Below are 21,398 nucleotides of genomic sequence, written 5' to 3'. Positions count from 1 at the left end.
AAGGCTCCGGGCGTTGTCTATTACTCAATTCAAGGCCCCATGGGCCCTCAAGGAGAGTTCCAGCCCTATGATTCGCCGTACCTTGCCTGCCGTCTTCGCACTGTTGTTCAGCTCGCCGCTGTTGGCCGCACAACAGACGCTGTTCAGCTTCGTTCGCCCGGCCGCCGTGGTCAATGTGGTGACCGAGGATGCCAGCCTGCCGCAGTACAACGCAGAGCAGACGGCCGAGGGCGAGGTGCTGCGCCGCGTGGTGTTCAACCCGGTGCAGCAGCCCAAGCTGCGCCTGAGCCCGCAAAGCGGGGCCTGGGACTGGTCCAGCGCCACGGCCATGACCTTGCGCCTGCAAAGCGCCATGGACTGGGCGCTGACCGTCGATGTGACGGTACAGAGCAGCGACGGCAAGACCCTCACCAGCCGCATCGACCTGCCAGCGGGCCCGGCGCAGACCGTCTACGTGCCGCTCAAGGCCAGTTCGCCCCTGAGCCAGGGCATGCGCGCCGGGCCGCCGATGCCCTGGGTGCATGAAGGCCAACGGGTATTGCTGACCAGCAGCTTTGGGGAGGTCGATCTCAAGCAGGTGGTATCGGTGACCTTGTCGATGAACAAGCCCAATGTTGCCCAGAGCATCCTTATCGAGCGCGTCGGTACCCAGGATGACGAGCTACTGCAAAAGGCCGTGTACAGCGACTTGATCGACGCTTATGGCCAGTCCACCCGCGACCGCTGGCCGGAGAAGATCGTCAGTGACGATCAGCTCAAGGCCGCCACCAGCCGTGAGCAACAGCAGCTCAAGGGCTGGCTGGGCGAACGCGGCAAGCTCAAGCTGGACAAGTTCGGCGGCATCGCTGAAGGTCCGGCCTTCGAGGGCAAGGGCTTCTTCCGCACCGAAAAACGCGAAGGTCGCTGGTACCTGGTGACCCCAGAAGGGCATCCTTTCTACTCCCTGGGCGTCAACACCGTGGCCGCCGACGGTGGTCGCACCTATGTGGCCGGGCGCGAAAGCATGTTCAGCGCGCTGCCTAAAACCGGTGAGGCGCTGGCGCAGTTTTATGGCGAGGGCAACAACAACGACGGCAACGGCTCGGCCCGTGGCCGCAACTTCAATCAGGGGCGCTGGTTTGACTTCTATGCCGCCAATATCGAGCGCAGCCATGGCATCCCGTGCACCGCGCAGGCGGCCAGCGACAAGGCCCCTGCGGTTGAATGCCCGGTGGCAAGCTTCGACAAGCAACGCTGGCAGGGGCATACCCTCGACCGCCTGCAGGCCTGGGGCTTCAATACCCTGGGTAACTGGAGCGAGCCGGCGCTGGGCCAGGCCGGGCGCATGCCCTACACCTTGCCGCTGTCGATTGTCGGCGACTACACCAGCATCAGTACCGGCATGGACTGGTGGGGCGGGATGCCCGACCCGTTTGACCCGCGCTTTGCCATGGCCACCGAACGTGCGGTGGCGATTGCCGCTCGCGACCACCGCGACGACCCGTGGCTGATCGGTTATTTTGCCGACAATGAACTGGCCTGGGCTGGCCCCGGTGATGACCCCAAGGCGCGCTATGCCCTGGCTTATGGCACCTTGCGCCTGACCACCGACGTGCCGGCCAAGCGTGCCTTCCTCAAGCAGTTGCGCGACAAGTACCGCAATCAGGCCGGGCTGTCCAAGGCCTGGGGTATCGACCTGCCCGCCTGGGAGTTGATGGAAGACCCAGGGTTCGAGCCGCCGCTGCCAAGCCCTGAACACCCGGAAATCGAGGCCGACTTCAAGTACTTCCAGAAGGTCTTCGCCGAAACCTATTTCAAGACCATTTCCGACTCGCTGAAATGGCATGCGCCCAATCACCTGCTACTCGGCGGCCGCTATGCCGTCAGCACCCCGGAAGCGGTCGCTGCTTGCGCCGAATACTGTGACGTCATCAGCTTCAACTTCTACACGCCCAAACCGCAGGATGGTTATGATTTCGACCAGCTCAAGGCACTGGACAAGCCGGTGCTGGTCTCCGAGTTCCAGTTTGGTTCCCGTGACCGTGGGCCGTTCTGGCCAGGGCCGATGGAAGTGGCCAAAGAAGAAGGCCGTGCACCTGCCTATGGCAGTTTTCTCAAGGCCGCGCTGGATGAGCCTTCGATTGTCGGCGTGCACTGGTTCCAGTACCTGGACCAGCCGGCCAGCGGTCGCCTGCTCGATGGCGAGAACGGCCACTTCGGTCTGGTCGGCATTACCGATGTGCCGTTCCAGGGTTTTGTCGACGGCGTGCGCAAGAGCAACCTGCAAACCCAGGCGCAATTTGGAAAGACCCTGCCAACTACAGAAAAAGGCGCCGCAGTGCCCTGACAGCGGTCGCCGGACGGACCGCCCGGCTTCTGTCTGTTCCCAAATCGTGCGCAGGCTGAAACAATGCACACCTTTTGAAAAGCCGGTTTCACGGGAGTTGCTGGGTGCAGATTCAGGGTCATTACGAGCTTAAGTTCGAAGCGGTACGTGAAGCCTTTGCGGCGCTGTTCGACGATCCTCAGGAGCGTGGCGCGGCGCTGTGCATCCAGGTCGGTGGCGAGACCGTCATCGACCTGTGGGCCGGCAGTGCTGACAAAGACGGCGCCGAGGCCTGGCACAGCGACACCATCGCCAACCTGTTTTCCTGCACCAAAATGTTCACCGCCGTGACCGCCCTGCAACTGGTCGGGGAGGGCAAGTTGGCCCTGGATGCGCCGGTGGCGCGCTACTGGCCCGAATTCGCCCAGGCCGACAAGCAAGGGATCACCCTGCGGCAACTGCTCAGCCATCGCGCCGGTGTGCCGGCCCTGCGTGAGTTGATGCCAGCCGAGGCCCTCTACGACTGGCAAACCATGGTCCAGGCGCTGGCTGCCGAAGCGCCGTGGTGGACCCCTGGTACCGCCCACGGCTATGCGGCCATCACCTTTGGCTGGCTGGTTGGGGAGTTGATCCGCCGCACCGATGGCCGCGAGCCTGGCGAGTCGATCGTCGCTCGTACCGCAAGGCCGCTGGGCCTGGACTTTCATATTGGCCTGGGCGAAGAGGACTTCCCCCGGGTCGCGCACATCGCCCGCGGCAAAGGCAACATGGGTGACGAGGCGGCCCAGCGCCTGCTCCAGGTCACTATGCGCGAGCCGCAAGCCCTGTCGACCCGGGCCTTTACCAATCCGCCAGGGATGCTTACCAGCGTCAACAAACCCGAGTGGAGACGCATGCAGCAACCGGCGGCCAACGGTCATGGCAACGCCCGCAGTCTCGCTGGCTTCTATGCCGGGCTGCTCGATGGCAGCTTGCTGGAGTCGGAGTTGCTGGATGAACTCACGCGTGAACACAGCCTGGGCCAGGACCAGACCTTGCTGACCCCGACCCGCTTTGGCCTTGGCTGCATGCTCGATCAGCCCAACGTTGCCAACGCCACCTTCGGCCTGGGCGCTCGCGCCTTCGGCCACCCTGGGGCGGGCGGCTCGGTAGGCTTTGCCGATCCGGAACATGATGTTTCCTTTGGCTTTGTTACCAATACCCTGGGCCCCTATGTGCTCATGGACCCTCGGGCGCAAAAGCTGGTGCGTGTTTTGGCCGGCTGCCTTTGATCGGTTAACCCCGATGTGGCTTGAACCCTTTGGCTATTCTGAATTCCAAAGCCCTGCATTGCTGGGCCAAATTTCTTTCATTTTCATGGTGTATCGCTGATGTCTTCGCATAAATCCTTAGCTCTCGCCCTGTGTCTGGCCGTCACCGGCTGCGCGCAGCATCCTCAGAAAGACGGGGCCGCTGATGCCGGATTCAACTGGTGGCCGTTTGGAGCGGATCAGGTCGTCGACAAGGAAGTGAAGGAAGTGGTAACCGAAAAAGTCGCCAAGGCCGACGCCAAGTCAGAAAACGCCAGCCGCTGGTGGTGGCCGTTTGGTGACAGCGACAAAAGCAAAGTCGCCGCCGCCCCCAAGATCGACCACAAGGCCACTCAGGCCTGGCTGGACAACTACGAGCCGAAGCTGCGCGAAGCCATCAAGGACAGCAAGTTCGAAGTCGAACGCCGTGAAGATGTGCTGGTCGTGACCGTGCCGGTCGACAGTTCCTACAACCCGGACCGCCCAGCCATGCTTCTGCCGGTCACCCTGGGCCCGATCACCCGTGTGGCCAAGGCCATCGAGACCGACAAGCAGACTGCCGTACTGGTCCTTGGCCATGCCGACACCAGTGGTGTTGCCGCAGCTAATACCAAGCTCAGCCAGGAGCGAGCCCAGTCGGTCGCCGCCATCTTCCGCCTCAGCGGCTTGCAGCGCGATCGCCTGATGTTGCGAGGCATGGGCTCGGAAATGCCGCGCGCGGCCAACGACAGCCTTGAAGGCCGTTCCCTGAACCGCCGCGTCGAACTGGTGCTGACGCCGCAGAACACCATGGTTGCGCTGCTGGCCAAGTACAAGCAGCCAACCCCGACGCCTGCTGAACTGGTTGCCGTGCAGGATGCCAAGGCACCCGCCAAGGCGGCGGCGAAACCGGCTGCCAAGCCTGCGGCCAAGGCGCCCGCGAAAAAAGCCACAGTTGCCAAGAAAGCCACACCCGCCAAAGCTGCTGCCAAGAAGCCCGCAGCAAAGCCTGCGGCGAAAAAGGCTGCCCCTGCGGCGAAAAAAGTCGCTGCCAACACCAGCCCTGCGAAGACCAACTGATCGTCAAGGAACGCAGTAATGACCCAGTCACTGGCCGATATGCGCCGCGATTACACCCGTGATGGCCTGACCGAAGAGCAGGCGCCGGAACAGCCCTTCGCGTTGTTTCGTCAGTGGTTCGATGACGCCGTGAAGACCGAGCAGCCTCCGGTGGAAGCCAATGCCATGACCCTGGCGACGGTGGATGCCGATGGCCGCCCACATTGCCGGATCGTCCTGCTCAAGGGCCTGGACGATCAGGGCTTCACCTTCTTCACCAACTATGACAGCGCCAAGGGCCAGCAACTGGTGGACAACCCGTTCGCGGCCATGACCTTCTTCTGGCCGGCGCTGGAGCGCCAGGTGCGTATCGAAGGCAAGGTAGAGAAGGTTACTGCGCAGGAATCGGACGAGTATTACCAGGTTCGCCCGCTGGGCAGCCGTCTGGGGGCCTGGGCCTCGCCGCAAAGCCGGGTGATCGCCGACCGCGCCGAGCTGGAGGGCCTGGTCAAGGCCACCGAACAGCGTTTTAGCGACAGCCAACCGCATTGCCCGAAGCACTGGGGTGGTTATCGTCTGCTGCCCGAGCGCATCGAGTTCTGGCAGGGGCGTGCCAGCCGCCTGCACGACCGCCTCAACTACCGCTTGCAGCAAGGCAACTGGCTGCGTGAGCGTCTCGCGCCTTAATCGGCCTGGTAACCGGCGGCCTCGCGTTCCAGCCAGGCCGCCAGTTCACTGCGTTTGACCTTTTGTGTCTTGGCGCTGTCCAGACGTTGTAGCATGAAAGCCTTCTTGCCTTCGTCCTGGCCTGCCAGCGACAAGGCCAGGTCGCGGTCCATCCAGCGCTTGATGCGAACGTAGATCCACCAGTGGAAGTACAGGCCTGCCACGGTGGTTATAACGACGATGAAGTAATCCATGTCTATCCTTGCGCTAGAAGTTTCTACAGGCTGCCCCGATAGCACAGGCTGTACGGAAGCTGAATGGAAGCAATTTTACCCCGCATGTGTCGTGACAGTCGTCAATGCGCGGAGTCTAATGAGCATCTGTCTTACGGAGATCATCCAATGCGTAAATCTGTTCTGCTGCTGGCAACCCTCACCACCATGTCGATGCTGCTGGGTGGTTGTGCCTCGAGCCTGACTGGCGATTCGTACTCCCGAGATGAAGCGCGCCGTGTGCAGACCGTGCGCATGGGCACCATCGAGTCCCTGCGACCGGTAAAAATCGAAGGTACCAAAACCCCGATCGGCGGTGGTGCCGGTGCGATCGTCGGCGGTGTCGCCGGTAGCGCGGTGGGTGGTGGTCGCGGCAGTATCGTTGCCGCCGTGATCGGTGCCGTGGCCGGTGGCCTGGCAGGTTCTGCAGCCGAAGAAGGCCTGACCCGCACCCAAGGTGTCGAGATCACCGTGCGTGAAGACGACGGTAGCATGCGTGCCTATGTGCAGGCGGTGCAGCAGAACGAAATCTTCCGTGTCGGCGAGCGGGTACGGATTATGACCGTCGACGGTACCAGCCGGGTGACTCACTGAGTTTTTCACCCCCATTAAAAACCCCGACGCGGCAATGCCGGTCGGGGTTTTTTATTGCCGTAAGGCTCAGGCCGTGACGGGCTTGCGACTCGACAGCGCGGTGATGCCATAGCCGATCAGCGCTGCAAGAATGGAGCCGGTGAGAATACCCATGCGGTCCATGCCGGCGTACTCGCTGCTACCTGGTAAGAAGGCCAGGGAGCCGACGAACAGACTCATGGTGAAGCCGATGCCGCAGAGAATCGCTACCCCCAGCACCTGGCCCCAGTTGGCGCCCGCAGGCAAGGCGGCCATGCCGGCCTTGATCGTCACCCAGGCGAAGCCGAACACCCCAAGGGTTTTGCCCAGCAGCAGGCCCACGGCAATACCCATCGGCACGTGGTGGGTGAAGCTTTCGAGGGTAACACCGGTGAGCGACACGCCGGCATTGGCAAAGGCGAATAGCGGCAAGATGCCATAAGCGACCCAGGGGTGCAGGGCATGCTCCAGGCTCAGCAGCGGCGAAGGCTCGGCGTTTTTGGTGCGCAATGGAATGCACAGTGCCAGGGTGACGCCCGCCAGCGTGGCATGTACGCCACTCTTGAGTACGCAGACCCAGAGGATCAGGCCGACCACCATGTACGGGCCGAGCTTGACCACGCCCATGCGGTTCATGGCGATCAGTACCAGCAGGCAGGCTGCCGCCAGGCCCAGCGACAGGCTCGACAAGGTGCCGGAGTAGAACAGGGCGATGACGATGATTGCACCCAGGTCGTCGATGATTGCCAGGGTCATCAGGAACAATTTGAGTGAGACCGGTACACGCTTGCCCAGCAGGGCCAGCACGCCAAGGGCGAAAGCGATGTCGGTGGCCATGGGGATGGCCCAGCCCGCCACAGCGGCCGGGTTGTCCTTGTTGAGGAACCAGTAGATCAGCGCCGGCACTACCATGCCGCCGATGGCAGCAGCACCCGGCAGGACGATCTGCGAGGGCTTGGACAGGTGGCCGTCAACCACCTCGCGCTTGACCTCGAGGCCGATCAACAGGAAGAACAGGGCCATCAATCCGTCGTTGATCCACAACAGCAGGGGCTTGGCGATTTTCAGCGCGCCGACCTGGGCGACCACGGGCACATCCAGCAGGCCGTTGTACAGGTACGACAGCGGCGAGTTGTTGATGATCAGGGCCAGGGCAGCTGCAGCAATCAGTAATAGACCGCTGGCAGCTTCCAACTGAAAGAAACGAGTGAAAGTGCTACGCAGGGGCAAGGGCAATCTCCATGAAGGTTCTGATAGGGCCACACCCTACCCTGAGGGGATATTCTTTAAAACAAAAACTATATTCGTTTTTGTTATAAGCTGTAACCAACTCACGCCAAGCAGCCTAGCAGTTGCGGTCGATAATTCACCGTGGCTGTATCTGTGGGAGCTATCAGAATTTTCCTAATATGTTCTGCTGAACTTCGTCTTTTATTGCCCGAGAATCGACCATGAACGATCACCGCCAGTGGGCCCGTGAAGCGATCCGTATTATCGAAGCGGATTTTCAACGCAGTGCCGACACCCATCTGATCCCGCTGCCGTTGCCTGGCTTTCCCGCCGTCGAGCTGTATTTCAAGGACGAGTCGAGCCACCCCACCGGCAGTCTCAAGCACCGGTTGGCGCGTTCATTGTTTCTGTATGCCCTGTGTAATGGCTGGTTGCGCCCGGGAGCGCCGGTGATCGAAGCGTCCAGCGGCTCGACGGCGATTTCCGAAGCCTATTTTGCACGCCTGCTCGGCCTGCCTTTCATCGCCGTGGTACCTGCCAGCACCTCGCAGGAAAAGATCGCCCAGATCGCTTTCTACGGTGGTCAGAGCCACCTGGTACAGGATCCGACACAGATCTACGCCGAATCTGAGCGCCTGGCCCGGGAAAGCGGCGGGCACTTCATGGACCAGTTTACCTATGCCGAGCGCGCCACCGACTGGCGGGCGAACAACAACATCGCCGAGTCGATCTTTGCCCAGATGCATTTTGAGCAGTTTCCCGAGCCGAGCTGGCTGATTTCCAGTCCGGGCACGGGCGGCACCACCGCCACCCTGGGCCGTTATGTACGTTATCGCCAGCATGCCACGCGGGTGCTGTGCGCCGATGCCGAACGCTCGGTGTTTTTCGACTGCTACACGAGCGGTGACCGCTCCTTGCGCCTGGACTGTGGTTCGCGCATTGAGGGCATCGGCCGGCCGCGGGTCGAGGCTTCGTTTTTACCGCAGGTGATCGACGCCATGGTCAAGGTACCGGACGCCTTGTCGCTGGCGGCCATGCATTACCTGGCACAGCGCCTGGGGCGGCGCGTCGGGGGCTCGAGCGGCACCAACCTGATCGGCGCCCTGGCGGCAGCGCAGCAGATGCGCGCCAAGGGGGAAGCCGGGTCGATCGTGGCGATTCTCTGCGATGGCGGCGATCGCTATGCGACCACCTACTATGACCAGGATTGGTTGAGCGGGCAGGGGTATCAGCTGGAAGGGTTGATCGAGGCGGTGACGGCTTGTGTCGAGCGTGGCGAGGCGTTGCCTGAGTCGGTGTTGCGCGAGGGCGTCTAAGAGCTATCGCGGGTCAAGCCCGCTCCCACAGAGTGTTTGCATCTCTTGTGGGAGCGGGCTTGCCCCGCGATAGCCCTATCAGGCCTGCAGCCCCAGCATGCTGCGCGCCACTGCTTCAGCAATGCGAATCCCGTCAACACCTGCCGACAGAATCCCGCCGGCATACCCTGCACCTTCACCCGCCGGGAACAGGCCCTTGAGGTTCAGGCTCTGCAGGCTGGCGTCACGGGTGATGCGCAGCGGCGATGAGGTACGGGTTTCGATACCGGTCAATACCGCATCAGGCAGATTGTAACCCTTGATCTGCCGATCGAAAGCCGGCAGCGCTTCACGAATGGCTTCGATGGCGAAGGCCGGCAGGCTCGGGGCCAGGTCGCCCAGGTTGACGCCCGGCTTATAAGACGGCTCGACACTGCCGATGGCCGTGGAAGGCCGCCCGGCAACGAAGTCACCGACCAGTTGCGCCGGCGCCTGGTAGTTGCTGCCACCGAGTACGTAAGCGAGGGCTTCGAGTTTTTCCTGCAGTTCGATGCCGGCCAGCGGGCCGCCCGGGTAGTCCTGCTCAGGGGTGATGCCAACGACAATGCCGGAGTTGGCATTGCGCTCGTTACGCGAGTACTGGCTCATGCCGTTGGTGACCACCCGGCCCGGCTCGCTGGTCGCGGCAACCACGGTGCCGCCCGGGCACATGCAGAAGCTGTAGACCGAACGGCCGTTCTTGGCGTGGTACACCAGCTTGTAGTCGGCGGCGCCAAGTTTCGGGTGGCCAGCGTACTTGCCCAGGCGTGCCTGGTCGATCAGCGATTGTGGGTGCTCGATACGGAAGCCAATGGAAAACGGCTTGGCCTCCATGAACACGCCGCGGGCATGCAGCATGCGGAAGGTGTCACGGGCACTGTGGCCCAGGGCCAGGGCCACATGCCGCGAATGCAACTGCTCGCCGCTTTCCAGGACCACGCCATTGAGCTGGCCGTCGTCCATCAGCAGGTCGGTGACTTTCTGTTCGAAACGCACTTCGCCGCCCAGGCTGATGATCTCTTCACGCATCTTCTCGACCATGCTGGTCAGGCGGAAGGTACCGATGTGCGGCTTGTTGATGTAAAGGATTTCGTCCGGGGCGCCGGCCTTGACGAACTCGTGCAGGACTTTGCGGCCATGGTGCTGTGGGTCTTTGATCTGGCTGTAGAGCTTGCCGTCGGAGAAGGTTCCGGCACCGCCTTCACCGAATTGCACGTTCGACTCGGGGTTGAGCACGCTTTTACGCCACAGGCCCCAGGTGTCCTTGGTGCGCTGGCGCACTTCCTTGCCACGTTCGAGGATGATCGGCTTGAAGCCCATCTGCGCCAGCAGCAGGCCGGCAAAGATCCCGCACGGGCCGAAACCGACAACGATGGGACGCTCCTGCAGGTCGGCCGGGGCCTGGCCCACCACTTTGTAGCTGACATCGGGAGCGATGTTGACGTTGTGGTCGTCGGCGAACTTTTGCAGCAGTTCGGCTTCGTTGCTCGCGTTCAGGTCGATGGTATAGATGAACAGCAGCTCGCTGTTCTTCTTGCGCGCATCGTAGCTGCGTTTGAACAGGGTGAAGTCCAGCAGTTGCTCGTCGCTGATCCCTAAGCGTTGCACGATGGCCTCGCGCAGGGCTTCATCAGGATGATCCAGCGGCAGCTTCAGTTCGGTGATTCGTAACATGGCAGGGTCCAGTATCCCGGCCATGAACGGCCGGCGGCTTTACACAAACCGCCAAGTATAAGCTGTTAGCCACCTTTGCAGGCAGGTTAAACGCAGGCGCCGATGATCAGTCGTTGCGCGAGCCGCCGTAGTAGGCGCAACCGCGCAGGGTCTGGCCGTTCACCCGCAGCTCGGCGCTCAGGTGCTGGACGCTGCCGGTGGCGCTGTCGACGCAGCGTTGCGGGGCGACCCAGAGCTCGACTTTCTGGCCGTTGGCTTCGGTGCTCAGGCTGAAGCGACCGTCGGGCAGTTGCTCCTCCAGGTAAGGCACGGCCAGCGACGGTTGGCCAAGACGCTCCAGGACCATGCCCTTGCCGCCGGCCTTGAGGCTCCAGTCTGGCTCATGGCCGCTGGCGCGCAGGGTCAGGCGCTTGAAGTTGGGGTCGCTGCAGGCACTGCTGGAGTGCTCCACGCGGTACAGGCGTTGCACATTCAACTGGCCGTCGTTGCCGGCCTTCTGGCTGGCAGAGAAATTCCCGCGCACATCGGCGAACAGCGTGCCGGGGGTGGCTGCCAGTGCGCTAGCTTCCTGCAGCAGGCCGGTGTTGCCGCTGTCATTGACGGCAAAGCGGCGGGTTTCTTCGCAGGGCTTGAACAGCAGTTGTCCGCCCTGGGCCGTCAGTTCGCCCTGCAGGCGGGTCTGACCGGTGGTGGAGGCGGCTTGCGGCTTTTCAGCCAGCAGCTGGCAGCCGGCAAACAGTGGCAACAAGGCGACAAGCAACAGCGAAGGGGCGGCACGCATCAAGCAAACTCCAGCATCTCGAGCAAAAGGTGCCGCCACGTTACGCAGGCTAACCGCCGATCACAAGCGTTAGCCCACCTGGTAGATCTGGCCGCTCTGCAAGCCTTCGACGCTCTTGGCATAAGCCAATGCCACGTCGGCGGCCGGCACCGGTTTGAATCCGCGGAAATACGGGGCATAGGCCGACATGGCTTCGACCAGTACGGTGGGGCTGACGGCATTGACCCGCAGGCCGCGAGGCAATTCGATGGCGGCGGCCTTGACGAAGGCATCGAGGGCGCCATTGACCAGCGCGGCCGAGGCGCCGGAGCGAATCGGGTCACGGTTGAGGATGCCGCTGGTAAAGGTGAACGAGCCACCATCATTGATGAACTCGCGGCCAATCAGCAGCAAGTTGACCTGGCCCATGAGCTTGTCATCCAGGCCCAGGGCAAAGTGTTCCGTGCTCATCTCCTCCAGGGGGGCGAAGGTCACGTTGCCGGCGGCGCAGACCAGGGCATCGAAACGTCCGGTCTGTTCGAACAGGCGGCGGATCGAGGCGCTGTCGCTGATGTCGACCTGGTAGTCGCCGCTGCTGCGGCCGATACGCAACACTTCATGGCGTTGCTCAAGCTCAGTGGCAACCGCCGAACCGATGGTACCGTTGGCGCCGATCAACAGGATTTTCATTGAACTGTTCCTCGTGGGTATGTGGAGTCAGGCTCAAGTCTAGGGTGGATTTTTCTGTAGATAAGCGTGCTAATAGGCAACCTTTGGTTTTCGTGTGGAAACAATCCATGAGCGACCTCGACGACCTCGCGGCCTTTGCCGTATTGATGGATGCCGGCAGTTTCACCCAGGCCGCGCAACAACTGGGTTGGAGCAAGGGGCAACTGTCCAAGCGCATCAGCGCCCTGGAGGCCAGCCACAGCGTCATATTGCTGCACCGCACAACACGCAGGCTCAGCCTGACGGCGGCTGGCGCCATGTTGCTACCTCAGGCGCAGGCACTGGTGCGGCAGATGGAAGGGGCGCGGCAGACCCTGGCCATGCTCAAGGACGAACTGGCGGGCCCGGTGCGTATCACCGTGCCGGTGTCGTTGGGCGAGACGTTTTTTGAAGGGCTGTTGCTGGAGTTTTCCAGCCGTTACCCGGATTTGCAGGTCGAGCTTGAGCTGAACAACGGTTATCGCGACCTGCTGGGAGATGGCTTCGACCTGGCGATTCGCACTGAAGTCGAGGATGACGCGCGCCTGGTTGCCCGCCCGTTGCTGGCCATGCAGGAGTTGACCTGTGCCAGCCCGCAGTATCTGCAGTGTCACGGCGAGCCGCGAGTGCCGGCCGAGCTGGGCAGCCATCGTTGCCTGCTCAACAGCCATTACAGCGGTCGTGAAGAGTGGTTATACCACCAGCAGCATGAACTGTTGCGGGTGCAGGTGGCTGGCAGCTTTGCCAGCAATCATTACAGCCTGCTGAAGAAGGCGGCGCTACTGGGCGCGGGGATCGCCCGTCTGCCCTCGTACATGCTGCACGCGGAACTGGCTGACGGCCGTTTGCAGTGGTTGCTGCGCGATTATCAGACGCGCAGCGTACCGTTGTTTCTGGTGCACCCCTATCAGGGCGGGATGCCCCAGCGGGTCCAGGTGCTGGCCGATTACCTGCTGAGTTGGTTCAGGCGCGGCAGTCAGGCATTGCAGACCCTGTAGGGTTTACATCTTGTCGTCGTGCATTTCGTTTTTCATCATCTTGTCGTTCTTTTCCATCTTTTTTTCCTTGGTCATGTCCATCTTCTTTTCGTCGGCCATTTTCTTGTCCATTTTCATGTCCTTGTCCATGCTCGCCTCCTTGCTCATGTTCATGTCATCGGCGGCGTGCACCAGGGGCAGGAAGGCCAGGCCCGAGCCCAGGGTGAGGATGAGGGCAGCGCTGCGAAAGGTCTTGTTCATGCTAAGGCTCCAGTAGAGGGAAGAGGTGAGGGCCAGTGTTCTGGCTCACCTGCAGCACTAGAGTCGCGTGCCCTGGAAGCGTTACAGCGGGCATGAAAAAAGGCCCGAAGGCCTTTTTTCATGTGTTGCACAGCGCCCATCAGCCACCCAGGTAAGCGTCGCGTACCTTGGGGTCGGTGAGCAGCGCTTCGCCGGTGCCTTCCATCACCACCCGGCCGTTTTCCAGTACATAGGCGCGGTCAGCGACCTTCAATGCCTGGTTGGCATTCTGCTCGACCAGGAACACCGTTACGCCATCACGGCGCAGTTGCTCGATGATGTCGAAGATCTGCTGGATGATGATTGGCGCCAGGCCCAGCGAAGGCTCGTCGAGCAACAGCAGTTTGGGCTTGCTCATCAGCGCCCGGCCGATGGCGAGCATCTGCTGCTCGCCCCCGGACATGGTGCCACCACGCTGGCTGAAGCGCTCCTTCAGGCGCGGGAACAGTTGCAGGACCTTGTCCATCTGCTCCTGGTAGTCGCCCTTGTCGGTGAAGAAGCCGCCCATGGCCAGGTTCTCCTCCACGGTCAGGCGGGCGAACACGCGGCGGCCCTCAGGGACCACGGCGATGCTTTTGCGCATGATGTGCGAGGACGACTGGCCGACCAGCTCTTCGCCCAGGTAGCGGATGCTGCCGCTGCTCGCCTGCGGCGAGCCGCAGAGGGTCATCAGCAGGGTCGACTTGCCGGCACCGTTGGCACCGATCAGGGTGACGATCTCACCCTGGCGGATCTCGACGTTGACGCTGTGCAGTGCCTGGATTTTGCCGTAGAAGGTGGAAACGTTTTCGAACTGCAGCATTTACGCTTCCCCCAGGTAGGCTTTGATCACTTCAGGGTTGTCGCGGATCTGTTCCGGCGTACCGTCGGCCAGGGGCGTGCCCTGGTTGATCACCACAATGTGGTCGGAGATGCTCATGACCAGCTTCATGTCGTGCTCGATCAGCAGCACCGTGACATTGTGCTCTTCGCGCAGCACGCTGATCAGCGCCTTGAGATCCTCGGTCTCTTTCGGGTTCAGGCCGGCCGCCGGTTCATCGAGCATGATGATCCGCGGACGGGTCATCATGCAGCGGGCGATCTCCAGACGCCGTTGCTGACCATAGGCAAGCGTGCCGGCGGGACGGTTGGCGAACTCGAGCAGGTTGACCTTCTCCAGCCAGTACCGTGCGTACTCCTTCGCTTCGAGCTCACTGCGGCGGAAGGACGGGGTCTTGAGCAGACCGGCGAGGAAGTTGGTATTGAGGTGCCGGTGCTGGGCGATCAGCAGGTTTTCCAGGGCGGTCATCTCTTTGAACAGGCGCACGTTCTGGAAGGTCCGCACCACGCCCTTGCGGGCGATCTCATGACCGGCCAGGCCCTGGATCGGTTGACCATCGAGCAGGATGGTGCCTTCACTGGGCTTGTAGAAGCCGGTCAGGCAGTTGAACACCGTGGTCTTGCCGGCGCCGTTCGGGCCGATCAACGCCACCACCTGTTTTTCCTTGACGGTCAGGGCCACGCCGTTGACCGCCAACAAGCCGCCGAAGCGCATGCTCAGGCCGCTGACTTGCAGAATTTCGCGGCTCATCGGCGCAGCTCCATATGTGGACGTTGCATAGGCAGCAGGCCTTGCGGACGCCAGATCATCATCAACACCATCAGCGCACCGAACATCAACATGCGGTATTCGCTGAATTCGCGCATCAGTTCAGGCAGCAGGATCATCACGATGGCCGCCAGAATCACGCCCAACTGAGAGCCCATGCCGCCCAACACGACGATAGCGAGGATGATGGCCGATTCGATGAAGGTGAACGACTCCGGTGTCACCAGGCCTTGGCGCGCGGCGAAGAAGCTGCCGGCGAAACCGGCGAAGCAGGCACCCAGGGTGAACGCCGACAGCTTGATCACGGTAGGGTTCAGACCCAGCGCGCGGCAGGCGATCTCGTCTTCACGCAGGGCTTCCCAGGCACGACCGATCGGCATGCGCAGCAGCCGGTTGATCACGAACAGCGCCAGCAGTGCCAGCAGCAGTGCTACCAGGTAGAGGAAGATCACCTTGTTGATCGAGTTGTACTGCAGGCCGAAGAACTCGTGGAAGGTCTGCATGCCCTCGGCGGCCTTGCGTTCGAAGGTCAGGCCGAAGAAGGTCGGTTTCTCGATGTTGCTGATCCCGTTTGGACCGCCGGTAAGACCGGTGAGGTTACGCAGGAACAGGCGGATGATCTCACCGAACCCCAGGGTCACGATGGCCAGGTAGTCACCGCGCAGACGCAGTACCGGGAAACCGAGCAAAAAGCCAAAGGTCGCCGCCATCAGGCCGGCAATCGGCAGGCAGATCCAGAAGCTCAGGCCGTAGTAGTGCGACAGCAGGGCGTAGCTGTAGGCGCCGACGGCGTAGAAGCCGACATAACCCAGGTCGAGCAGGCCCGCCAAACCGACCACGATGTTCAGGCCCAGGCCCAGCAACACGTAGATCAGGATCAGGGTGGCGATGTCGACCGCGCCGCGCGAGCCGAAGAACGGCCAGACCAGGGCAACCATGATCAGGCCGAGGATGACCCAGCGCTGAGTCTTGGGCAGGGTCAGGAAGTTGCTCACCGCCGGCGAGATCAGCTTGCGATCGGAGCGCCGCCGAGTAACGGTACTCCACTGCTTGTCAAACAGCACACGCAGGAACATCAGCACCGAGCACACGGCAATCACCGTGATAGTGAACGGCCCCTGACTGTGAACGATCAGGTTGATGCCGTCGATGCTGAGCTTGAGTCCCAGTACCGGGAAGGCCACGGCCCAGACCAGCAAGGCGCTGAAGAACGCCTGTTTGAGATTTTTGTTCATACTTTTTCAACCTCCGGACGGCCGAGAATGCCGGTCGGACGGAACAACAGCACGAGAACCAACAGGCCGAACGCCACCACGTCCTTGTACTGGTCACCGAAGATATCGGCACCAAAGGCTTCAGCCACCCCCAGCACCAGCCCACCGAGCATGGCGCCCGGAATACTGCCGATGCCGCCCAACACTGCCGCGGTGAAAGCCTTCAAGCCCACCAGAAAGCCGGCGTTGGGGTTGATCACGCCGTACTGCATGCTCAGCAGTACCGCCGCCACGGCGGCCAGGGCCGCACCGATGACGAAGGTCAGGGCGATGATGTTGTTGGTGTTGATGCCCAACAGGTTGGCCATCTTGATGTCTTCGGCACAGGCCCGGCAGGCCCGGCCCAGACGCGAGCGGGAGATGAACAGGGTCAAACCGGTCATGGCCACCAGGGTGACGATGAAAACCAGGATCTGCATGTAGGAGATCAGCACTTCCTCTGCGCCGCCCGGGCCGAAGGAGATGCTCCCAGGGATCAGGTTGGGGATGGACTTGTCCTTGGAGTCCTGGGATAGCAATACGGTGTTTTGCAGGAAAATCGACATACCGATGGCAGAAATCAGCGGGATCAACCGGTTGCTGTTACGCAACGGACGGTAGGCGACCCGTTCGATACTGTAGCCATAGGCACTGGTTACGAAGATCGTGGCGACGAAAGCGACGGTCATCAATATCGGCAGTGAATCAATACCCATCATGGCCAGCCCGGCAAGGGCAATGAACGCCACGTAGGAACCAATCATGTACACCTCGCCATGGGCGAAGTTGATCATTCCAATGATGCCGTAAACCATTGTGTAGCCAATGGCTATCAAGGCATAGGTGCTGCCAATGGTCAGGCCATTAACCAGCTGTTGGAAGAAGTGATAGATCTCAGGCATTACAGCGCTCCTAAAAACCTGATACGCATTTCACTGGTGGGGATGCCCCCGGCCCGGTCGTGTGGTCTTGGCCACTTTGGTACAGGCACTGTCAGCGAACCGCTGGTGACGGTTTTAAGATTTTCAGGTGAACCCGCTCCCGGATCGCGGGAACAAGGTCCATGAACCTCGTAAAACAAAGCCCACTGCTCGCACAGTGGGCTTGTGGTCATGTAGTCAGACGGGGTTACTGAGGAGAAACTTCGGTTTTAGGTTTGCCGAAATGCCATTCGTAGACCACGAATTTGAAGTCTTTCAGGTCGCCTTTGGCGTCGTACGACAGGTCACCGGTCGGGGTCTTGAAGGTACCGGCATGGATGGCTGCTGCTACCTTGTCGGAGTCTTCGGACTTGGCGGCCTTGATGCCTTCGGCGATCAGCTGGACAGCCGAGTAGGCCGGGAATACGAACGGGCCGCTAGGGTCTTTGCCATCTGCTTTGATAGCGTCGGCGATGGCCTTGTTCGCAGGGTCGGCATCGAAGGACTTGGGCAAGGTGACCAGCAGGCCTTCGGAGGCACCCTGGGCGATTTGCGAGATGGAGTCGTTACCAACACCTTCGGGGCCCATGAACTTGGCGTTCAGGCCTTTCTCTTTGGCTTGACGCAGGATCAGGCCCAGCTCCGGGTGGTAGCCGCCGTAGTAGACGAAGTCGACGTTGGCTTGCTTGAGCTTCTGGATGATCGAAGAGAAGTCCTTGTCGCCGGCGTTGAGGCCTTCGAACACGGCAACCTTGACGCCTTTGCCTTCGAGGGTGGTTTTGACGGCGCTGGCGATACCTTCACCGTACTGCTGTTTGTCGTGCAGTACCGCAACCACTTTCGGTTTGACGTGGTCGGCGATGTAGTTGCCGGCCGCCGGGCCCTGGGCGCTGTCCAGGCCGATGGTGCGGAAGATCAGCTTGTAGCCGCGGGAGGTGATTTCCGGGCTGGTGGCAGCCGGGGTGATCATGATCACGCCTTCATCTTCATAGATGTCGGACGCAGGCTGGGTGGAGCTGGAGCACAGGTGGCCGACCACGTACTTGACGCCGTCGTTGACCACTTTGTTGGCGACTGCCACGGCCTGTTTAGGGTCGCAGGCGTCATCGTATTCTTTGGCTTCAAGCATCTTGCCGTCGACGCCGCCCTTGGCGTTGATGTCCTTGATGGCCTGTTTTGCACCGATGAACTGCATGTCGCCGTACTGAGTGACCGGGCCGGTTTTCGGGCCGGCGATGCCGATCTTGATGGTATCGGCTGCAAACGAATGGCTGGCAACCCCGGCCAGTACCATTGCGGCAAACAGCTTGGAAATCTGCTTAGTAGCCTTACTCATAGTGCTCCACTCATTCTGTTGTAATTTTTATAGTCCTGGCGGCCAGAGCTTGAGGACCGGATCAGGTTCCATGGGAGGCCACGCCTCGCCACAGACCCGGATAACCCCCGGATCGGCCCTGGCAACTGTACCGGTACAGTGTAGAGCGCTGCTTTGTCGCTTGAAAAGCAGGCCCGCTGGGGCAAAAACCGGGGGTGTCGCCTAATCGACAGAAAGTTATATAAATGCGCCATCGTTTTGCCAGTTACTCTGGTCAAACCCGGGCATTTACCACCTTGTCGATCAATTACTTATTTTGAAACTGGGTTTTTCTGCAAAAATACCGACCTTTACTGCGGTCGAATTATTTCTGGTAGGAACCCATGACTGATCAAGCAAGCACCCTCTATGCCAAATTGCTCGGCGAGACGGCAACAATCGAGTGGAAAGCGCTGGAGCGTTTTTGGGCCAAGGGTGACCTGATTTGGGTCGACCCGAGCCTGGACCTGATCAAAGTTGCACAGGCAATGGCCGAAAACCGTAGCGATGCCTTTGCTAAGTGGCGTGATGATGGCACTGTCGGCGCGGTCACTGCGCAGCAGGCGCTAGACCTTCAGAGCCGCGATCCAGAGATCTGGGCAGTGGTCGTTTCGCCGTTTATCGTGATTCAGGAGAAGGCCAAAGGCTGATCGCGCGCCAAATTGGTGCGTGAAAATGCACAGCGAGGAGGTTTTGGTGCGCGGGACTGTTCAGCCAGGGTGGCTGTTGGTAACAGTTGGGTGTGCCGAGACAGTGCGGTAACAGTCTGATCGCGGGGCAAGCCCGCTCCTATGTGTAGGAGCGGGCTTGCCCCGCGATGCTTTCAATCAGTAATCAACTTTTCCGGTATGACTGTTCAACGAGATCACCCGGGTCTTGCCAATGCGGTGGCGGTAAATCTCACGCAGGTACTTCACCGCTTTCTTCACGCATTCGCGTGACAGCCGGATGTCATTGATCGAGACGAACTTGCTCTTGTCGTTGATCAGCTCGCGGTATTTTTTCTCGTACATCGGTTTGATCGCGTACCAGTTGGTATCGAGGATCTTCGCCGGGTTCTCGAACTCGTTGAGCAGGTCGTCGATGCGGTCTTCATCGAAGACGTCGCTGGTGATGAACTCGAGGACGGCATTGTCCAGGGTATCGTCGAAACGGTACGGGTTACGCGCAAAGCAGCGCTTGATGAAAGCCACGATCAGGGTCAGGAAGTCGTCTGACAGGCATGGGCTCTTGGCAATCAGGGTGGTCAGCGACAGGTTGGCCGAGGCACCGATCACCAGTGCATAGCGCTTGAGCGTGGTGTTGGGGAACAGGCTGTTGAGATGAGTCTTGAGCCGGTTCAGGTCCATGTAAGACAGCTTGTAGTCCTTGGGCAGGGACACGATCGACACAACCGACGAGCAGTTCTTGAAGAAATGCAGGTCGTGCAGCGCCGCCGCGTCATAACCGGAGGCCTGGTATTGCTCAAGGGCGGCGCGGTAGCGGCTGGACTCGATGGGCAGCAGGCTGATGCCTTCGATCGCCTGGGTCACCTTGTTGAAGTGCGGCAGGTCGATGGAGCGGAAGAACAGATCGTCGATGTTCAGCCTTGGTTGTTCTTTCTCGAACACCTTGAACTTGTCCGAGCTTGGCGACGGCTGTTCCGGTACTACCGATTCGGCATAGGCAATCGCCACCGGGCCTGCCAGGCTCATGAACAGGTCGTTGGCATCCAGGCGGATGGTTTCGCCAATGTCGATGCCGGCGCGACGGAAGTAGTTCTGGTCGTAGTCGGTGGTGACCGCCTGGGCGGTGAGGATGTTGAAGATCTGCTGGGAGATGTACTGGTTGGCGTGCTTCTCCATGGCATTGACATCAATGTTCTGGATGTTGCCGTCATCGTTCGCTTCGGCGTAGCGCATGATGTCGTTGGAAATCAGCATCATGGCGTTCCAGGGGCGGATACGACCCATGACGCTGGCTTCGCTGCTGTCCTCGTTGTCGAAGTTGTACGAGAAGTCCCACTCTTCGGACAGGTACTTGCACAGCAGCCGGCCGGCGTTGATGTGCAGGGCTTCGGACATTTCGCTGCGGTGATCGGAAATATTCGGCAGCACGCAGATGCCGCTGGTGAAGATCGGCTCGAAGACAAACGAATGACCGCTCTTGCCGTCGTTTTCGTCGGCCGGCTTGGTGTCGAAGGTCTTGTTCATGTACGAATACTGCTGGGCCAGGCCGAACTCCGAGGCCATGCCCGAACCGGTACCGCCACCGGCACTGAAGATGTAGAAGTACAGCCGCGACTGGTTGGCCTTGATCCCGCAGGAGTCGATCAGGTAGGAGTGGATCAGCTTCCAGTCGGCGCTGGAGAAGCGCTGGGTTTCCTTGTTGAGAATGATCTTGGCCAGGTACTGGCCGAGAATCGGCGCGTTACCGGCACCGCCTGCATGGACTTCGGAGAGGTCCATGATCTTCATTTTGCTGTAGTCGCGGATGAACCCGCTTTTTTCACCCTTGCGCGAAAAACGGATGCGGCCGGCGATGTCCTTGTCCAGGTCACCGAGCATTACCAGCGGCTCTACCAGGAACACTGGCTTGGCGCTCTTGTTCTGCACCAGGCGCAGGTTGTTGCGAATCCAGCGCGCGGGGCTGTAGTTCGGTTCGCTGCTGGCGCGGTCTTCGTTGTTGAATTCGTTGAGGTAAAAGGTCCTGGCGTTGTATACAAGTTCTGCAACATCCAAGGCGATGTTCGAGCCACAGCGGCCCAGGCCGATCAGGCACACCGAAGGGAATTGCTGGTCCAGGCGCAGTTGGGTGTCGTCTTCGACATGCACGCTGGGCGGGAACACCAGGTCACGCAGGCCGTCCAGGTTATCGAGGATGCGCTGGATATCGGTTTCGGTGTAGTACAGGTACTGCTGCGGGTTAAGCGTCCGCGGGCTGTAGTAACTCGAGCCGGGAGCGCTGTACGCGGGAGTGGATGAAGTCAGCTCGGAAACCGCGTTGGCAGAAGTAGTCTTGGAGGTCATTTTGCGCCATTTGCCTGGGGGTGGGTGGCTGTTCTAGTAGGTAGCATAGAGCCATCACTGGGTAAGGTTCGCGACTGTATCAGCGCGCATTTGGCGTGAGCGATAGGGGG

General features: G+C 60.8%; 20 protein-coding genes. 8 read left to right on the top strand and 12 right to left on the bottom strand.

The window, feature by feature from the left end; genetic code table 11:
• Positions 1 to 67: 67 nt before the first annotated feature.
• The 4 genes from EXN22_RS21385 (at position 68) to pdxH (ending at position 5,319) form a co-directional block, all read left to right on the top strand.
• The gene (locus tag EXN22_RS21385) at positions 68 to 2,326 is read left to right on the top strand and encodes a beta-galactosidase (protein WP_130265932.1); all 2,259 of its coding nucleotides are present in this window, start codon (positions 68 to 70) and stop codon (positions 2,324 to 2,326) included.
• A 104-nt stretch (positions 2,327 to 2,430) separates the two neighbouring features.
• The gene (locus tag EXN22_RS21380; RefSeq protein ID WP_130265931.1) at positions 2,431 to 3,576 is read left to right on the top strand and encodes a serine hydrolase domain-containing protein; all 1,146 of its coding nucleotides are present in this window, start codon (positions 2,431 to 2,433) and stop codon (positions 3,574 to 3,576) included.
• Positions 3,577 to 3,675: 99 nt separating this feature from the next.
• On the top strand, positions 3,676 to 4,653 hold the full coding sequence (locus EXN22_RS21375) for an OmpA family protein (RefSeq protein WP_130265930.1): 978 nt from the start codon (positions 3,676 to 3,678) through the stop codon (positions 4,651 to 4,653).
• Between the two features lie 18 nt (positions 4,654 to 4,671).
• Positions 4,672 to 5,319 (top strand): pyridoxamine 5'-phosphate oxidase, encoded by a 648-nt coding sequence (gene pdxH / locus EXN22_RS21370; protein ID WP_130265929.1) that lies wholly within the window; start codon positions 4,672 to 4,674, stop codon positions 5,317 to 5,319.
• Here pdxH and EXN22_RS21365 read toward each other — a convergent pair.
• Entirely contained in the window at positions 5,316 to 5,552 is a 237-nt protein-coding gene (locus tag EXN22_RS21365; protein WP_130265928.1) for a hypothetical protein, read from the bottom strand. The two genes, pdxH and EXN22_RS21365, sit on opposite strands and share 4 nt — an antisense overlap.
• Before the next feature lie 147 nt (positions 5,553 to 5,699).
• Here EXN22_RS21365 and EXN22_RS21360 point away from each other — a divergent pair, with 147 nt between their 5' ends.
• Complete coding sequence (locus tag EXN22_RS21360; RefSeq protein WP_130265927.1) at positions 5,700 to 6,164, top strand: outer membrane lipoprotein; 465 nt, start codon at positions 5,700 to 5,702, stop codon at positions 6,162 to 6,164.
• A 66-nt stretch (positions 6,165 to 6,230) separates the two neighbouring features.
• Here the strand turns inward: EXN22_RS21360 and nhaA are convergent, their stop codons facing one another.
• A complete protein-coding gene (gene nhaA / locus EXN22_RS21355; protein WP_130265926.1) occupies positions 6,231 to 7,412 on the bottom strand; it encodes a Na+/H+ antiporter NhaA in 1,182 nt (393 codons plus the stop codon).
• A 221-nt stretch (positions 7,413 to 7,633) separates the two neighbouring features.
• Here nhaA and EXN22_RS21350 point away from each other — a divergent pair, with 221 nt between their 5' ends.
• Complete coding sequence (locus tag EXN22_RS21350) at positions 7,634 to 8,728, top strand: PLP-dependent cysteine synthase family protein (RefSeq protein ID WP_130265925.1); 1,095 nt, start codon at positions 7,634 to 7,636, stop codon at positions 8,726 to 8,728.
• Positions 8,729 to 8,806: 78 nt separating this feature from the next.
• On the opposite strand, the gene EXN22_RS21345 is transcribed toward EXN22_RS21350, so the two are convergent.
• The 3 genes from EXN22_RS21345 to EXN22_RS21335 all read right to left on the bottom strand — a co-directional run bounded on the left by EXN22_RS21345 (position 8,807) and on the right by EXN22_RS21335 (position 11,870).
• On the bottom strand, positions 8,807 to 10,420 hold the full coding sequence (locus tag EXN22_RS21345) for an NAD(P)/FAD-dependent oxidoreductase (protein ID WP_130265924.1): 1,614 nt from the start codon (positions 10,418 to 10,420) through the stop codon (positions 8,807 to 8,809).
• Between the two features lie 106 nt (positions 10,421 to 10,526).
• Complete coding sequence (locus EXN22_RS21340; RefSeq protein WP_130265923.1) at positions 10,527 to 11,201, bottom strand: COG3650 family protein; 675 nt, start codon at positions 11,199 to 11,201, stop codon at positions 10,527 to 10,529.
• 69 nt (positions 11,202 to 11,270) lie between these two features.
• A complete protein-coding gene (locus EXN22_RS21335; RefSeq protein ID WP_130265922.1) occupies positions 11,271 to 11,870 on the bottom strand; it encodes a short chain dehydrogenase in 600 nt (199 codons plus the stop codon).
• Between the two features lie 107 nt (positions 11,871 to 11,977).
• On the opposite strand from EXN22_RS21335, the gene EXN22_RS21330 reads away from it, so the two are divergent.
• Positions 11,978 to 12,886 carry a LysR family transcriptional regulator gene (locus EXN22_RS21330; RefSeq protein ID WP_130265921.1) on the top strand — a complete coding sequence of 303 codons (909 nt, stop codon included), beginning with the start codon at positions 11,978 to 11,980 and terminating at the stop codon, positions 12,884 to 12,886.
• A 3-nt stretch (positions 12,887 to 12,889) separates the two neighbouring features.
• On the opposite strand, the gene EXN22_RS21325 is transcribed toward EXN22_RS21330, so the two are convergent.
• The 6 genes from EXN22_RS21325 to EXN22_RS21295 all read right to left on the bottom strand — a co-directional run bounded on the left by EXN22_RS21325 (position 12,890) and on the right by EXN22_RS21295 (position 18,262).
• Positions 12,890 to 13,126, bottom strand: coding sequence for a hypothetical protein (locus tag EXN22_RS21325; RefSeq protein WP_130265920.1), 237 nt, complete (start codon positions 13,124 to 13,126; stop codon positions 12,890 to 12,892).
• Positions 13,127 to 13,265: 139 nt separating this feature from the next.
• A complete protein-coding gene (locus EXN22_RS21320) occupies positions 13,266 to 13,967 on the bottom strand; it encodes an ABC transporter ATP-binding protein (RefSeq protein ID WP_130265919.1) in 702 nt (233 codons plus the stop codon).
• The gene (gene livG, locus EXN22_RS21315; protein ID WP_130265918.1) at positions 13,968 to 14,735 is read right to left on the bottom strand and encodes a high-affinity branched-chain amino acid ABC transporter ATP-binding protein LivG; all 768 of its coding nucleotides are present in this window, start codon (positions 14,733 to 14,735) and stop codon (positions 13,968 to 13,970) included.
• The gene (locus EXN22_RS21310; RefSeq protein ID WP_130265917.1) at positions 14,732 to 15,988 is read right to left on the bottom strand and encodes a high-affinity branched-chain amino acid ABC transporter permease LivM; all 1,257 of its coding nucleotides are present in this window, start codon (positions 15,986 to 15,988) and stop codon (positions 14,732 to 14,734) included. Before EXN22_RS21310 ends, livG begins: the two co-directional genes overlap by 4 nt.
• Positions 15,985 to 16,908 carry a high-affinity branched-chain amino acid ABC transporter permease LivH gene (livH, locus tag EXN22_RS21305; RefSeq protein ID WP_045185823.1) on the bottom strand — a complete coding sequence of 308 codons (924 nt, stop codon included), beginning with the start codon at positions 16,906 to 16,908 and terminating at the stop codon, positions 15,985 to 15,987. The genes EXN22_RS21310 and livH overlap by 4 nt, the downstream gene beginning before the upstream one ends.
• Positions 16,909 to 17,134: 226 nt before the next feature.
• The gene (locus tag EXN22_RS21295) at positions 17,135 to 18,262 is read right to left on the bottom strand and encodes a branched-chain amino acid ABC transporter substrate-binding protein (RefSeq protein ID WP_130265916.1); all 1,128 of its coding nucleotides are present in this window, start codon (positions 18,260 to 18,262) and stop codon (positions 17,135 to 17,137) included.
• 362 nt (positions 18,263 to 18,624) lie between these two features.
• Here EXN22_RS21295 and EXN22_RS21290 point away from each other — a divergent pair, with 362 nt between their 5' ends.
• Positions 18,625 to 18,930: a DUF2288 domain-containing protein gene (locus EXN22_RS21290; RefSeq protein ID WP_130265915.1), complete on the top strand. Its 306-nt coding sequence runs from the start codon at positions 18,625 to 18,627 to the stop codon at positions 18,928 to 18,930.
• Positions 18,931 to 19,107: 177 nt separating this feature from the next.
• Here EXN22_RS21290 and EXN22_RS21285 read toward each other — a convergent pair whose 3' ends face one another.
• A complete protein-coding gene (locus EXN22_RS21285) occupies positions 19,108 to 21,288 on the bottom strand; it encodes a hypothetical protein (protein WP_130265914.1) in 2,181 nt (726 codons plus the stop codon).
• Positions 21,289 to 21,398: the final 110 nt, after the last annotated feature.

The organism is Pseudomonas tructae (assembly GCF_004214895.1).
In the GTDB taxonomy this organism is placed as follows: Bacteria; Pseudomonadota; Gammaproteobacteria; order Pseudomonadales; family Pseudomonadaceae; genus Aquipseudomonas; species Aquipseudomonas tructae.
This window is presented reverse-complemented; position numbering and strand designations above follow the sequence as displayed.

Coding starts and splice junctions, on each gene's coding strand:
- EXN22_RS21385 (WP_130265932.1), top strand. CDS start 68: ATGATTCGCCGTACCTTGCCTGCCGTCTTCGCACTGTTGTTCAGCTCG.
- EXN22_RS21375 (WP_130265930.1), top strand. CDS start 3,676: ATGTCTTCGCATAAATCCTTAGCTCTCGCCCTGTGTCTGGCCGTCACC.
- pdxH (WP_130265929.1), top strand. CDS start 4,672: ATGACCCAGTCACTGGCCGATATGCGCCGCGATTACACCCGTGATGGC.
- EXN22_RS21365 (WP_130265928.1), bottom strand. CDS start 5,552: ATGGATTACTTCATCGTCGTTATAACCACCGTGGCAGGCCTGTACTTC.
- EXN22_RS21360 (WP_130265927.1), top strand. CDS start 5,700: ATGCGTAAATCTGTTCTGCTGCTGGCAACCCTCACCACCATGTCGATG.
- EXN22_RS21350 (WP_130265925.1), top strand. CDS start 7,634: ATGAACGATCACCGCCAGTGGGCCCGTGAAGCGATCCGTATTATCGAA.
- EXN22_RS21345 (WP_130265924.1), bottom strand. CDS start 10,420: ATGTTACGAATCACCGAACTGAAGCTGCCGCTGGATCATCCTGATGAA.
- EXN22_RS21340 (WP_130265923.1), bottom strand. CDS start 11,201: ATGCGTGCCGCCCCTTCGCTGTTGCTTGTCGCCTTGTTGCCACTGTTT.
- EXN22_RS21335 (WP_130265922.1), bottom strand. CDS start 11,870: ATGAAAATCCTGTTGATCGGCGCCAACGGTACCATCGGTTCGGCGGTT.
- EXN22_RS21330 (WP_130265921.1), top strand. CDS start 11,978: ATGAGCGACCTCGACGACCTCGCGGCCTTTGCCGTATTGATGGATGCC.
- EXN22_RS21325 (WP_130265920.1), bottom strand. CDS start 13,126: ATGAACAAGACCTTTCGCAGCGCTGCCCTCATCCTCACCCTGGGCTCG.
- EXN22_RS21320 (WP_130265919.1), bottom strand. CDS start 13,967: ATGCTGCAGTTCGAAAACGTTTCCACCTTCTACGGCAAAATCCAGGCA.
- livG (WP_130265918.1), bottom strand. CDS start 14,735: ATGAGCCGCGAAATTCTGCAAGTCAGCGGCCTGAGCATGCGCTTCGGC.
- EXN22_RS21310 (WP_130265917.1), bottom strand. CDS start 15,988: ATGAACAAAAATCTCAAACAGGCGTTCTTCAGCGCCTTGCTGGTCTGG.
- livH (WP_045185823.1), bottom strand. CDS start 16,908: ATGCCTGAGATCTATCACTTCTTCCAACAGCTGGTTAATGGCCTGACC.
- EXN22_RS21295 (WP_130265916.1), bottom strand. CDS start 18,262: ATGAGTAAGGCTACTAAGCAGATTTCCAAGCTGTTTGCCGCAATGGTA.
- EXN22_RS21290 (WP_130265915.1), top strand. CDS start 18,625: ATGACTGATCAAGCAAGCACCCTCTATGCCAAATTGCTCGGCGAGACG.
- EXN22_RS21285 (WP_130265914.1), bottom strand. CDS start 21,288: ATGACCTCCAAGACTACTTCTGCCAACGCGGTTTCCGAGCTGACTTCA.